Here is a 12,932-nt window from a genome sequence, read left to right on the forward strand (position 1 = left end):
CATGCAGAAACCAAAACGGTAACCGAATCAGCAATACTGTCAGGTTATTCACAGCGTTGCAGATTCAGGACAAACACGTGCCTACGCAGGCCAGCGGATGAACAAGACTAGACGTTCCCCAGAGGTACGGGAATGATGTGTACCCGGGGCTGATAGATCAGTGCGACCTAGGTTCGCGCCGTCCAGATTCCCCCGTTCGCTGTTCCCGTGGGAACCATGAGCGGGACGTACCCACCGTGAGCTCAATGTGGCGGTTCGTGCGAGGCAATGAGCTGCAATACTCTGCCGGCGCCCGTTTTCGTGGAGTGCAGTACACCAACAAGAACCCCGTGCCTCTCTATGAGACGCTTCTCTCCGCCCTACAGGTTCATACTGAACCAAGAGTCCTTCCCGGACAGTGGAATGTTTACCTGCGCTCTTCCAATGTGTAGGGCGATGGCTGCGCCAGGCGGAAGCACTGTGAAACCGCAGGCATGATAGAAAGCCGATGATCGCGGCCCTGTCACACCGTATAGCCGTGTAAAACCGTGCAGTTGGTCGAGCAGTTCGTTTACTAGTGCTCGGGCGATTCCGGCCCTCCGGACTTCTTCACGTACTGCCAGACTGTAAATCATGGCATGGTCCCGAATGCCTTTATCTACCTCCCGGGGTGGCAGGCCATGACTGACGTACGCCTGTATCTGTTCGGCCGCAGCCCCCGCGTGCAGGGCACCGGCCAGTCCGTTGCTGTCGCGGACAGCCAGGATAAATGATGGAAAACCCTTCAGCGGATCAGTCGACCGCAGATGTAATGGGAATCTATTCGCATCGTCGATGTGAGTTGCGAAAAAAGCTTCGATTTCGGCCCTGTCCGGGTCTGAGTTGAAGCGGTCTACTTTGATAGACATGACTTCCAACGCCTCTCATTCGGGCCATTGAAGCGTGACCTGAGGCCCGACCGATCAGTCTCGAACTGTCCTAAGTGCTCATGTATCGATCCTTGACGCATCAACTCTCTCCGCCCACCGAACCCCGGTTCAGGACACATCTGTGAAGCCCGCGGGCATGACGATTGAAGGCTTCGTAAACGGAGTGAAGGGCGTAAAGGGGGTAAATGGGGTGAAGGGTGTGAACGGAGTAAAACGTGACGGGGCGTGTACCTTTTTTATCAAGCGGTCTCCGACGAGGGTTCCAAGGTAGCTCTTCGTCGAGACGCCACAAACATCGTCGTTGTCCCAGGCAAGCCAACCAACCCATTTCGCGCTCGGACTAAACAAGTTTTTGTCGGTCGCGCTGCTGCGGAAGGCGATCCAGCTGCCCCGTGAGTCAAAGTAGTAGATAGTCATTTTGGTCCCCCAAGAACTTCGTTGGTAAGCCGGTCATGATCAACTTAGCTGCCCGGGCCGACAATATGGTTCGGAAAGCAACTTCGACTTTGATCAGTTAGTCGATTCCCCAGATCGCCGGGTTTCCACGGATCCCACGCCTATTTGTCCATTAGTAACGGGTGATCGTGGGTGCTGAGATACCGTTCGGCGCCCTTGACGCTGAGGCCGAATAGATCGCAGAGTCTGCGGATGTCCTGCGTCGCTCGGGCTTCATCTAGGATCCGGTCTTCGCGAAGGGCTTGGGCCGACATGCCCAGAGTGCTGTTGACCCAGAAACGGCTGACCTCTGTCGTGCGAACTGCGCTCTGTTTGTTGATGAAGAAATGGGGATTCGTGCTCTTCGGCCAGCGGGTGTTCCGATAGTCCAGCCAAGCAGCGAGGCTTTGGCGGACATATGCTGCCAGCAGCACAGTCCGGCCAGGAAGGTGAATCCTGCCATCGCGGACATCTGTGAGCAGCAGGGAACGGACCTGTTCGCTGCGCAGCGCGTGGTATCCGATCAGCGCAGTCAACGCCGTGCGCGCCGAGTTGTCGGAGTCGAGGGCGGCCCGGAGGGCAGTTTCGTCGATGGGCAGCGGGGTGCGCGTCTCAGGCTTACCCGTCCTGGTGTGGGTTGTGGGATTAGTGAAGACAAGCCGTTTGGCTTTGAGAGTGCGGAACAGCGACCGCAGGGCGGTCCCCGTCAGCGCCCGCCTGCTACCTTGGTTCGGCAGCATCCGGTCGATGTCGTCACGGGAGATTTCGCGAAGTGAAGCACGGCCTTCAGCGACCCAGGCCCTTATGGCCGGCAACGCGTAAGTGACGCGGATCCGAATGGTCACATGTGCCCGCGGCCGCGATCGTGGGGCCGAGCTGCTTCCATGCAGCATGGTTTCGAACCATGCCTGAACCTCATCGGCAATGGTTCTTGGAAGGCCGGCGATCTGGTTGGCGAACCACGCCACGATTGATGGCTCCCGGTCGTCTTCAAGCAGGCTGGCTGCCTCAAGGACCTCCAGAATCGGCTGGCGGTTGAAGAGGCCCTGATCAAGTTCGGCGACTTGGCTGGCCTTGATTGCGGCGCCGGGTGTGTCTTGGCTACAGGCCAGGACCCGGAGTCCTTGCCGGGTTGAGTTGAGCCGTGTCTTGGTCCACCCATGCGCGAGGGCATGGTCGCGGGCGGCGTGATCAAGTGCCAGGGCGAAGCCGGGGTCCGGCGGACTAAGAGGTGTGTGGCGCCGAGTGAGGTCCCGGGGTAGGTCTATCAGGGTCAGCTGTCTGTGGGTCACCGGATACCGGTGATATGGAGGGTTCGCAGGTGCTGTGCGGACAGCAGGACTTCGTTTCTGTCGGAACAGGTCCACGAAGAACAGCTGCTGCCCGTGCCGGTTCATCTCCATGATGCTGGGGCCGGTTCCGTGGGGGCGGGCGCCTACGGCAGTGCGGTAGCAGAGGCGGCAGAAGCCGTCAGCGCTCAATGCTTTTGTTTCACCGCAGGATTGGCATGGGCTGACGATCGGGAAGCGGCGGCGCCAGCCTCTGCATCCCTCGCAGATCCATCCGCTGGTCCGGGTGACTCCCCAGCCGAGGCAGTCGAGGCAGCTGTCGATCAGATGGGGTGCGAAGCGGTGACACCGCTGGCAGAGTCCGCCCGAGAAATACAGCTCGGTGGACCCGCACCGGCGGCATGGCGGCGGGGAGAACGGTCCGCCGGGCAGGCACTGGTGGCAGAATGCATCACGCGCTGTTGCGACCGGACGTTGACCGCATTTCGGGCACGTTCGTGGTGCGGTCACGCGGGCGGAAGGCTGCGGTTCCGGCCAAGTCTGGGAGTGATGGCCTGGCCGCCGGCCGCGGCGGTGTTCTCCTTGACAGGGCGGCGGGCAGCTACCGCGTCGGGTTCCCGGATGAGTAGTTCGTTTGGCTCGCAGTCCAGGACATGGCAGATGACGTCGAGGTCGTCCAGGCGGATGGACGTCGGGGCGCCGGTCCACAGGGCCGACATCTTCCCGGCGCTGATTTCGAGTCCGGCTTCGGCCAACCGTCGACGCAGCTCGGTCGATTTCCAGACGCCTCGTTCGGCAGCTTTCATACGTAGGTTCCAACGCATCCGTTCACCTCTTTCCGGTTCCCCATCGCAATGCGACGCGATCGTTCGCCACGGCCCATGCGGCTTCCACATGATTGTCGTGGACGTGAATATAGCGGGTGGTGGTAGAAAGCCATTCATGCCCGAGCAGATCCTGGATGGCCTTCAGGTCCATTCCACGCTCATACATCGACGAGGCACAGAAATGGCGCATCCCATGGGGCGTAAGCCGGCCGGACCAATCCGGCAGCCACAGGTTCACCGCCCTGGCGAAACCGGACCTCAGCGCGTCATCCCCGGCCCGGCCGTTGCGCCCGAGCTCAGCATCCCGCCGCTCGCTCGGCAACAGTGGCGCATCGGGATCCACCCAATCGTCGCCGAATTGATGACGCACGTCGGAGAGCCACCAGTTCAGCAAACTGTCGACGCCGTTGATCGCCGACACCATCCTCGTCTTCGGCCCGCGACCCCTGCTGCCTTTCCCAAAACGAACATGCAGCTTGCCCCGCTCGCCCAGATCCGGCCGCCAATCGCGGATATCAAGCATGACCGTTTCGCTGATCCTCAGCCCAACCCGGCGCCACAGCGACGCAGCGAGATAGTCCCTGGCCGCTGGCAGGTACTTGCGTGAATCGGGCAACGCTTCACGCCAGCCTGAGAACAACGCCTCAACCTCGTTTCCGGAGGGAGGGACCCGGATCATGCCGCCGTAGTCCGCCTTCGCAGGCCGATTGAATTCGTCAACAGGTTGAGTCACCACATGACCGGTGAGCTTATGGATTTCACCTTGGTAGCGGCTCGTCAGGAAATCGAAGAAGCGCGCGAGGGTACCGGCTTTGCCATGCACGGTGCTGTTGGCAAGTCCCCGTACTTTCCGCTCCCGGTTCAGGAACCCGTCGACGTCCTCCGGCCGAGCAGTCCACACGTAGTTGCCGAGGAAATGCAGGAACGCAAAGATCACAGAGCGTTCCTGCGCGATATGGTCGTCCGTGATGCCCGAAGCCGCCGCTGCCAGCGCGAACTGGTCCACGAACTCCTGCTCGAGATCGTCCAACTCCTGCGGCGACAAGGAACGCCTGGTCGCGGCCGGGCGAACAACCGCCAGCTTAACCACAGGTGCCTCACTTCGGCAGGAATGAAAGATTGTCAGGAAACAACTATATACGTCAGGAATCCTGAAGGAACTTCATTACGTCGCAATTTCGCGAGAAAGGCCTCAGCTCAAGGCTTGAGGCCCCGCCTAGCAGGGCAGGACTAAACGAACCCACGACAGTTGCGACATCGGGATCCGCGGTGGCAAACTTCACCGTCGCCTCTACACCCCGGACCTTTGACCGTCAAAGCAACGAATGGAAGGACGGCGAGACACTGTTTCTCCGCGCAGCTGTCTGGCGCGAAGCTGCCGAGAACGTGGCCGAGTCCCTGACGAAGGGCATGCGCGTCATCGTCTCGGGCCGGCTCAAGAGCAGGTCCTATGAGACTAAGGAAGGCGAGAAGCGCACAGTCATCGAACTCGAAGTGGACGAAATCGGCCCCTCCCTCCGATACGCCAACGCGAAGATAAACCGAACCCAACGCAGTGCCCAGGGCGGACAAGGCGCCGGCGGTTTCGGCAACCAGGGCAACGCCGGGCAGGGTGGTCAATCCGCCCCGCAGGAAGACCCCTGGGCCACGCCACAGACCAGCAGCAACGCTGGCGGCTGGGGCAACGGCCCCGACTCTGAACCCCCATTCTAGAGCTTGAATAGTAGTAGTCGGAGTAGTATCGTTACTACTCCTACTACTCTTTGGGAGAAGACGCCATGACGTCGAGTGTGAAAGACCGCGTGTTTGCCGCCGCCGAGCAGATCAGCGCCGAGCGCCGCCCGACCGTCTCCACGGTCCGTGCCGCAGCCAGCGTCAGCAACGCGGACGCCACCCGCTACCTGAAGGAATGGTCGGAGGAGAAGCTCGCCGCCGGCGGACAGGTCGCCGCGACACCGCCGGCCCTGCTCGAACAAGCGAGCCGGCTCGCCGCTGCCTGCTGGGCCGAGGCCTCCACCCAGGCGGCCGAACGGCACACCGCCGTCGAAGCGGTTTGGGCGCAGGAACGCAAAGACAAAGACCTGGAAATCGCCGAGCTCGTGGCGGACCTGGACAAGGCAGCCGCAGAGAGAGAAGCCGCGACCGCCGACTTTCAGGCCCGCGTCACCGCCTTGGAGTCCAAGGCGCAGGCGCTGGGGCAGCAGCTGGCCGCCCTGGGTGCCGAACTGGAGGCCTCACGCGCAGCAGAACGCGCTGCCGCCGGGGCGGCAGCGGAGGCGGAGAAGAAGCTCGCTAGCGCCGAGGCACGCAGCACCACCCTGGAGAAGGTACACAACGCCTTGCTGCAGCGCGTCGCCCCCGAGACGAAGGCCCCCGGTGCCTAAGAAGAACAAATCGTTCTCGCCGTACTTCACCGAAGCGGACGCAGACCAGGTCAGGGCCGCCGTCCAGGAAGCCGGCCACCTCGAGGGGTACGCGTCCATCACCGACCTGATCGAGGCGGCGACGCTGCGGGAAGTGAAGCGGCTGCAGCGCAAATACAACGGCGGCAAAAAATGGCCGGGGGTACCCGCGGGCGAACTCCGCCCGGGCCGGCGCACCCGCGAAGAAATCCGACACCGGAACGAGGAAAAGTAAGCATGCCGAAAGGTAGTAAGGACATCGAAGCGATGCCAGCGCCGGAACCGCAAAAACCAAGGTTCGCGCACCTGCTGACTCTGTCCCAGGTCAAGGACATCCTGAACGTGGGCATGCCAACGATCTACGCCCTGCTCTCGTCGGGGGAGCTGCGCGGCCTGCAGCTCGGCGGCCGCCGCATGTGGCGCGTCAGCGAAGACGACCTCGCGGACTACCTGGAACGCTGCTATCAGGAGACGCAGGAGCGCATCGCCGCCGGCAATGTGGAAGTACCCACGGGACAGGACGACGGCTAATGGGAGTAAACGCCGTACCCGAAGGATTCAGCGCAGCGAGCCCATATGAGATTCCTGCGGAGGTGCCTGGACCATGTTCATCTTGATCTTTCTGGCAGCTTTCGCAGCTGTGGCCCTGGTGGGCTGGATCATCTACGCGCTCACCCATCCGGTCCTGGCCGGGCAGGGCATCCTGATTTTTCTGTGCAAGGCAGCCGGCGTGATCGCCCTGCTGTCAGCGCTCGGTTTCTGGATCGGCCAGGGCTTCGCCCAGGCCATCCCCGGATTCCTGTTCATGGCAGGATTCTTCTTTGCAGCCAACAAGCTCGAACTGCGCTGGCGCAGCTGGTGACCAGGCGATGAGTCCCGCCCCGGCAGAACGGTTCTGGGCGAAGGTCAGTAAGGGCCCGCGGCCGAATGACTGCTGGCTGTTCACCGGGGCGGTCTCTGATGACGGGTACGGCCCGCTTTACCCTGAACGCTGATGGACGCACCCAGGCGGTACGTCCTCACCGCTTCGCGTTCCATCTGGTGCACGGCGTTTCCCTGGATTCCTTTGGGGACCTGATGCACCGGTGTGACGTGCCTCTGCGTCCGGGCGACGACCGGCGCGGACTCGGATCTGGGTCCCGGAACGAATCGGGAGAACATGGCTGACCGTCTCGCCAAAGGCAGGGACTCCAACGGATCGATGTTCCGCTGGCGCGGACTTTCCCGCGCACTCTTCGCTGACCGGTCCCGTATGCTGCGCGATGAGGCCCGGGCCCACGGCCGGGACCGCGAGGACCGCATCCGCGCCCTGCTTACCGGGGCGGACCCCGACGCCCCCACACTCTTCTAGAACGTTGCACCCAAGACGCAGATGGTCCCCGGCAGGGCTGCCGGGGACCATCGTTGCGTGTCTTGGTTCGGGCTTAGGCCGCCTGCGCCGCGGCGGGCGCCTCCTCGTCCTGGTCACCGTCGGCAGTAACGGGCGTGGCCTCGCTGCGCTCGGCCGCGTCGAGGTCCAGCAACTTCTTCAGTTCCGCGCCGGAGATACCCAGGCGGGCGGCAACGGCTGACTTCGGTTCGCCGGCAGCAACCATCGCTGCCACCGTGCCGGCGGCGCTGCGTGTTGCCGCTGCGGCGTCTTCCTCGGCCTTGGCCAGGATCGCGTCAGCCTTTGCCTGGGCATCGGCGCGTACCTGGTCGGCCTGTTCCTGCTGTTCGAAGAAATCGGCAGCAAGGTCGATCAGTTTTTCGTGGCGGGCGGTCAGCTCCTGAGCTTTCGCCCGTGCCTTCTCGCGTGCGGCCAACTGCTGTGCGGACTTCCGTGGTGCTGCCATGTTTGTGGGTCCCTCCCCTTGGGTTTTCATGGGACAGACCTAACGGCTAGCGCCGTGACTGGACCATGGCCGGCGTGGCCGCCGGATCGGTCCTCTCTCTCGCTCGGCCTGGTCGTCAGCGGTTTGTCCACTCGTGACCAAACCTACAGGAACGGACCTCGCGATGCTCGGGCTGGCTGTGGATCGGGTTCCCCACACCTGGACAGCTCCGAGAGAAGTCAGGTCTCTGCCCTGCCCACCTGTGGACAACCCGATCCGTGGCGGTTCAACACAATCGAACGCACCGTGGATAACGAAAAGCGTGTTACCCACCGCCCATTCTCATGTGCAGAACCGCATCAAAGACTTGATGGCCACAACAGAGCGCGATTGCCTTCAGATTTTCTCCCCTGTCGAAAGGCAACCACACGCTGAATCTGTCACACCTCATGCATCATCGACGAGTGAGGTCCCTTGGCCGGTAGGCTGGGGCGATGATGACCGTGCACAAGCTCAGTGCCGGCGACGGATATACGTACTACACCCGTGAAGTCGCCAGTGGTGATGAGCTGCGCACGAAGGACCGTGCACTGGGGGACTACTACACCGTGGACGGCAACCCGCCGGGCCAATGGGGCGGCGGCGGCGCCGCACTCCTGGGCGTCACCGGCGAAGTCACTGAGGACCAGATGGCGGCCCTGTTCGGTGAAGGTCTGCACCCTGACGCCGCTGCAATGCTGGCAGCTGACCCGTCCGCGAAGGTCGCCCTGGGCCAGCGGTACCGCAAGCCAACGCAGAAGGACAACGAGCTCCAGGCACGGATCAACACCGCGACCGGTGACTACCAGCGGATGAACCACCGGGAACCTGACGCGGATAACCGGCGCCTGATCCGCACCAAGGAAGGCGCCCAATACTTCCGCGAGCTCAACGGCCGCAACCCTTCCGATAAGGAAGAACTGGGCAGGTTCATCACCGCCCAGACCAAGCCCGCGTCCCAGACCGTCGCGGGTTATGACCTGGTGTTCGCGCCGGCCAAATCCGTTTCCCTGTTATGGGCTGTCGGCGGGGCGGACGCACGCAAGCAGATCGAAGCCGCCCACCACGAAGCCATCGAAGAGACGATGGCCTTCCTCGAAAAGGAAGCCACGTTCACCCGGCGCGGGCGCAACGGCGTCCGCCAGGAAGACGTGGAAGGCGGACTCGTCTACACCACCTTCCGGCACTACGACTCCCGCAGCGGGGACCCTCAGCTGCACGATCACGTCGTGGTCTCGAACAAGGTCATGGGCGCTGACGGGAAGTGGTCAAGCCTCGACGGACGCCTGTTGTACCAGTTCAACGTCGCCGCGTCCGAGCACTACAACCGGACCGTCATGGAGAAGGTCTGCACCCGCCTGGGCGTTGGAATGACCGAACGCAAAGTCTCCGGGGACCGGCCCGTGATCGAGATCGCCGGGGTGAACCTCGCCGCCATTGAAGCCGGTTCCTCCCGCTCCGGGGATATAAAACCGGTCCTGGATAAGCTGGTGCAGCAGTTCACCGAGGACCACGGTTATGGCCCCAACACCAAGGCGATGATCGCCCTCGCGCAGCGGGCCACCCTCGACACGAGGCCCGAGAAGAAGGCCGCCCGCAGGCTCTCTGACCTGGTGACCGAGTGGACCGAAGAGTTCTCCCAGGTCCCCGGCATGGTCGTCGGCCCCGCCGCGATCGCCAAGGCCCAGGCGCACCGGCACGACGCGCGCGACGCCGCCGAGCGCGAAGGTAAACAGCTCGTGACCCACGCCGATGAGGTAGACCCGGCCATCGAAGCCGCCGGTGTCATCCGTACCCTGGAGCGCAGCCGCGGCGTGTGGGGAGAGCACCACATCGACGCCGAAACGCGCCGCCGCCTGGGGTCCAAGTTCGGTGAACTGCCCATCCCCAAGAACCTCATCGAACAGGTCAAGGCCCGCGCCATCGACCAGTTCTCCCTCCGTATCACCGCGACCAACCCGGCCTCAGAAATTGAGGCCCTGCGGCTGCGGAACGGTGCCAGCCGGTACGGGAAAGTCCACTCCACCCTCTACACCTCCTCCGGTGTCCTGCACAGTGAAGACCGGCTCCTGACAGCCGCCCAGCGCACCGTTATCCCTGCCGCGACCCGGGATGCGTTTGAGCTTGCCTTGGCCACCCAGGACAAAGAATTCGATGCCGGGCAGCTTCGCATGGCCGGTGAGTTCGCGTGCAGTGACAAGCTCCTGGTGGTCGGTGTCGGCCCCGCCGGTGCCGGCAAGACCACGGCCTTGAAGCTCGCCGCTGACACGGTGAGGGTAGCCGGCGGCAAGGTGATCGGCCTTGCCCCCACTGCCGCTGCAGCAGCAGTCATGGGCAAGGAACTGGGAGCCAACGCGACCACCATTGACTCCTTTGTTCTCGGCCATAAGACCCATAACCCCAACAGGGTGGCCCTGGCACCCGGGGACGTGATCTTCCTCGATGAAGCCGGCATGGTCGGCACAGAGCTGTTCGCCGCCGTCGTCACGGTCGCGGAACAGCACGGTGCTGTGGTCCGTGCCCTGGGGGACGATAACCAGCTCTCCGCTGTCGGTTCCGGCGGCGCACTGCGGTACTTGAAGAACACCGTCGGCGCTGTGCACCTGGAGGACCTGCACCGCTTCCGGAACGCTGACGGCACCCCCAACCACGCCGAAGCCGCAGCCACCCTGGCGCTGCGCGAACCTCCCGCCGTTGGCGAAGATGACCCATGGGCCTTCTACCGCCAGAACCGCCGCGTCGTCGGCGGGGACACCGAAACAATGACCTCCCACGTCTACACCGCCTGGGAGAAAGACACCGCCGCCGGTAAGCATTCGGTGATGATGGCCTTCGACAACACCACAGTGACCGAACTCAACGCACGCGCCCAGGCCTACCGGCTCGGCACCGGTGCCCTGGCCGACGGCCCGGCCGCAACGCTGCGGGACGGCCTCGCCGCCCGCGCCGGCGACGTCATCGTCACCCGACAGAACAACCGCCGGCTGGCCCTGAACCGTGGCAAGGACTTCGTGAAGAACAACGACGTCTGGACCGTGACCGAGATCCACGCCGACGGGTCCCTGACAGCCAAGCACCAGGGCCACGCCGGCACGATCACCCTGCCCGCACAGTACGTGCGGGAGAACACGATGCTCGGCTACGCCGCCACCATCCACCGCACCCAGGGTCTCACGTGCGACACCACCCACGCACTGATCGGCTCCGGCCTCTCCCGCTCCCTGGCCTACGTCGCCGCGTCCCGTGGACGGGAATCGAACCACCTTTACGGCGTGGTCCAGGAAGGCGAAACCCTGGCCGACGTGCTGCGGTCCGTGGCGGGAAACCACGACGGGAACCTCACCGCACACGAGCAGATCGACGCTGCCCGCGCAGCCGCACGGGCACTGCCGGACATGGTCAACGTCTACAAAGACATTGACGACCAGGCCAACGAACTGCGGATGGCCAACACCGCCCGCCAAATCCTGGGCGAAGGCGCTGCAGAGCCGTTCATCGGCTCGGACGCCTGGGGCGCGATAGCCACCCACCTGCGCAAGGCCGAGAACGAAGGCTTCAACGTCCCCAACCTCCTCACCGACGCCGCCCGGGATCCGTTAGAGGAATCCCAGGACGCCGGGGCCGTCCTGGCCTGGCGCGTGGAGGACAAACTGGACTACTGGCGCACCCGCGCCGAAGCACCCGTGCGCCGTCCCCTGGAAGCCGTCAGTGATGAAGCACTCGAACGCCTCCAGCGCCGCGCAACCGGTGAGATGATGCGCGCCCAGGCCAACGCCGGCCAGAACTCGGCAGGCCCCGCAGCCGACCGCCGATCCCTGGCCCGGAACTGGTTGGCCGAGACGAAGGAAACCCCCTGGCAGTCCCGGCTCCACGGCCACGTCGGCGACGATGACCTGGAGGCACGGATCACCCGCGCCAAGGAACAGCTCCGCACCGATGACACGATCAACGATCCCTCCGCGGCCGCGAAGGCCCGCTGGCTTGCCGGGTCCCTGCAGAAGGAGAAGGCGTTGCGGGAGCTGATGCCTGAGCCCGTCCGCGCGGATGAAGCCTACGAACGCGGTGCGGTCACCAACTACACCCGGGACGAGAACACACCCCGGGTCCGTGCAGCTGACCAGATCCTCCGCCGGATCGAGGCTGAGCAGATGCTGCGCCGGCGCTTGCCCGAACACGCGGCAACGGTCACGGCCGCGGACGGTCTGCCGGCATGGATGGCACCGGCCGACGTCATCACCCACAAGGACACCCCGGCACTGTGGCGCAAGGAACTCGAAGGACGCCGCGAGGTCATGGCCCAGGAGGTCAACCGTCTCGGATCCCGGCTGGCCGCCGCGCCGCCGGCGTGGGCCGAAGCCCTTGGGCCTGTCCCCTCCGATACCGCCAAGCAGCAGCAGTGGCGGGACCTGGCCGTGGAGGTCAAGACCTTCCGTGACACCTACCGGATCCCGGAGACGGAAACGACGGTCCTGCCCGCCGAGTACACCGAAAAGGGAACCGGTGGCGAGCTGAGAGCACGCGTCACCGCCATGCACAAATACTCCGCCCAGACGTCCAAGGAACCGCTGTCGGTCGACGACGCCAAACTGATGGCCGATGCCGCCGAGGTCCAGGCAACGGTGGCCACCGAACCGACACCGGCAGAACGCGTGGTGGACGTACTGCGGGAGGAACGTTCCCAGGACGTCACCCTGACGCCGGAGCAGGAACGGGATGAACACGTTGCTGCTACGGCCCGGAAGGTCCGTGAGAACCTGGACGGCCGCCAGGGGGCACCGGCGCCGGAGCATGCTCCGGAAGCCGTCAACGAGGCGTTGAAGGACATTGCCGCCCGCCGGGAGGAAGAGCGCTCCACCGGCGAAGTTGCTGGCGGGGAAGCCAAGAAGTCATGGCAGGAAAGGTTGGCAGCGGCACAGCAGAAGCAGCCTGCCGCCACGAATGACTTTGCCGAGAAACTGGCCCAGATCCGCAAGGCCCAGGAAGACCACGTCGCCGAGGAAGCGAAGCGTAAGGCTGCACGCCGCGGACCCACTACCGGCCCGGAACAGGGACGCCGCGGACCCAGCCTGTAGGACACACCTGAATACTTGCATCTCTACTATTGGCGGCCGGGAATTCGACCCAAAGAGCTCCCTGGCCTTGGCCGCCGCAACTATCTAGTGGCCGAACAACAGCCCCGGAAACCAACGGGCAAGCCCGCAGAACAAAGACGCCTGCG

General features: G+C 63.9%; 12 protein-coding genes and 1 pseudogene. 7 read left to right on the plus strand and 6 right to left on the minus strand.

Annotated features, from left to right (window positions below; all coding sequences use genetic code 11):
- Positions 1–359: 359 nt before the first annotated feature.
- The 5 genes from MUN23_RS21495 to MUN23_RS21515 form a co-directional block, all read right to left on the minus strand.
- Positions 360–887, minus strand: coding sequence for a GNAT family N-acetyltransferase (locus MUN23_RS21495; RefSeq protein ID WP_248761023.1), 528 nt, complete (start codon positions 885–887; stop codon positions 360–362).
- 129 nt (positions 888–1,016) lie between these two features.
- The gene (locus MUN23_RS21500; RefSeq protein WP_248761025.1) at positions 1,017–1,325 is read right to left on the minus strand and encodes a hypothetical protein; all 309 of its coding nucleotides are present in this window, start codon (positions 1,323–1,325) and stop codon (positions 1,017–1,019) included.
- A 140-nt stretch (positions 1,326–1,465) separates the two neighbouring features.
- On the minus strand, positions 1,466–2,824 hold the full coding sequence (locus MUN23_RS21505; protein ID WP_248761026.1) for a hypothetical protein: 1,359 nt from the start codon (positions 2,822–2,824) through the stop codon (positions 1,466–1,468).
- Between the two features lie 314 nt (positions 2,825–3,138).
- The gene (locus tag MUN23_RS21510; RefSeq protein WP_248761028.1) at positions 3,139–3,438 is read right to left on the minus strand and encodes a helix-turn-helix transcriptional regulator; all 300 of its coding nucleotides are present in this window, start codon (positions 3,436–3,438) and stop codon (positions 3,139–3,141) included.
- 22 nt (positions 3,439–3,460) lie between these two features.
- The gene (locus MUN23_RS21515; protein WP_248761030.1) at positions 3,461–4,549 is read right to left on the minus strand and encodes a tyrosine-type recombinase/integrase; all 1,089 of its coding nucleotides are present in this window, start codon (positions 4,547–4,549) and stop codon (positions 3,461–3,463) included.
- A gap of 143 nt (positions 4,550–4,692) precedes the next feature.
- Between MUN23_RS21515 and MUN23_RS21520 the strand changes: the two are divergent.
- The 6 genes and pseudogenes from MUN23_RS21520 to MUN23_RS21545 all read left to right on the plus strand — a co-directional run.
- A pseudogene (locus MUN23_RS21520) lies at positions 4,693–5,172 on the plus strand (single-stranded DNA-binding protein); the annotation flags it as partial.
- Between the two features lie 65 nt (positions 5,173–5,237).
- Positions 5,238–5,843, plus strand: a complete 606-nt coding sequence (locus tag MUN23_RS21525) for a DNA-binding protein (protein ID WP_248761033.1) — start codon at positions 5,238–5,240, stop codon at positions 5,841–5,843.
- Complete coding sequence (locus MUN23_RS21530; RefSeq protein WP_248761035.1) at positions 5,836–6,096, plus strand: hypothetical protein; 261 nt, start codon at positions 5,836–5,838, stop codon at positions 6,094–6,096. Before MUN23_RS21525 ends, MUN23_RS21530 begins: the two co-directional genes overlap by 8 nt.
- 2 nt (positions 6,097–6,098) lie before the next feature.
- On the plus strand, positions 6,099–6,392 hold the full coding sequence (locus MUN23_RS21535; protein WP_248761036.1) for a helix-turn-helix domain-containing protein: 294 nt from the start codon (positions 6,099–6,101) through the stop codon (positions 6,390–6,392).
- 73 nt (positions 6,393–6,465) lie between these two features.
- Complete coding sequence (locus tag MUN23_RS21540) at positions 6,466–6,723, plus strand: chemotaxis protein (RefSeq protein WP_248761038.1); 258 nt, start codon at positions 6,466–6,468, stop codon at positions 6,721–6,723.
- A gap of 297 nt (positions 6,724–7,020) precedes the next feature.
- The gene (locus MUN23_RS21545; RefSeq protein WP_248761039.1) at positions 7,021–7,212 is read left to right on the plus strand and encodes a hypothetical protein; all 192 of its coding nucleotides are present in this window, start codon (positions 7,021–7,023) and stop codon (positions 7,210–7,212) included.
- A 73-nt stretch (positions 7,213–7,285) separates the two neighbouring features.
- Here the strand turns inward: MUN23_RS21545 and MUN23_RS21550 are convergent, their stop codons facing one another.
- A complete protein-coding gene (locus MUN23_RS21550; RefSeq protein ID WP_248761041.1) occupies positions 7,286–7,696 on the minus strand; it encodes a hypothetical protein in 411 nt (136 codons plus the stop codon).
- A 473-nt stretch (positions 7,697–8,169) separates the two neighbouring features.
- On the opposite strand from MUN23_RS21550, the gene mobF reads away from it, so the two are divergent.
- Positions 8,170–12,786, plus strand: a complete 4,617-nt coding sequence (gene mobF / locus MUN23_RS21555; protein WP_248761043.1) for a MobF family relaxase — start codon at positions 8,170–8,172, stop codon at positions 12,784–12,786.
- The last annotated feature ends 146 nt before the right edge of the window (positions 12,787–12,932 follow it).

The sequence above is a fragment of the Pseudarthrobacter sp. SSS035 genome (assembly GCF_023273875.1).
Lineage (GTDB): Bacteria > Actinomycetota > Actinomycetes > Actinomycetales > Micrococcaceae > Arthrobacter.

What these genes read in the sequence shown, in the direction of transcription:
- MUN23_RS21495 (WP_248761023.1), bottom strand. Translation starts at nt 887, where the DNA reads ATGTCTATCAAAGTAGACCGCTTCAACTCAGACCCGGACAGGGCCGAA.
- MUN23_RS21500 (WP_248761025.1), bottom strand. Translation starts at nt 1,325, where the DNA reads ATGACTATCTACTACTTTGACTCACGGGGCAGCTGGATCGCCTTCCGC.
- MUN23_RS21510 (WP_248761028.1), bottom strand. Translation starts at nt 3,438, where the DNA reads ATGAAAGCTGCCGAACGAGGCGTCTGGAAATCGACCGAGCTGCGTCGA.
- MUN23_RS21525 (WP_248761033.1), top strand. Translation starts at nt 5,238, where the DNA reads ATGACGTCGAGTGTGAAAGACCGCGTGTTTGCCGCCGCCGAGCAGATC.
- MUN23_RS21535 (WP_248761036.1), top strand. Translation starts at nt 6,099, where the DNA reads ATGCCGAAAGGTAGTAAGGACATCGAAGCGATGCCAGCGCCGGAACCG.
- MUN23_RS21540 (WP_248761038.1), top strand. Translation starts at nt 6,466, where the DNA reads ATGTTCATCTTGATCTTTCTGGCAGCTTTCGCAGCTGTGGCCCTGGTG.
- MUN23_RS21545 (WP_248761039.1), top strand. Translation starts at nt 7,021, where the DNA reads ATGGCTGACCGTCTCGCCAAAGGCAGGGACTCCAACGGATCGATGTTC.
- MUN23_RS21550 (WP_248761041.1), bottom strand. Translation starts at nt 7,696, where the DNA reads ATGGCAGCACCACGGAAGTCCGCACAGCAGTTGGCCGCACGCGAGAAG.
- mobF (WP_248761043.1), top strand. Translation starts at nt 8,170, where the DNA reads ATGATGACCGTGCACAAGCTCAGTGCCGGCGACGGATATACGTACTAC.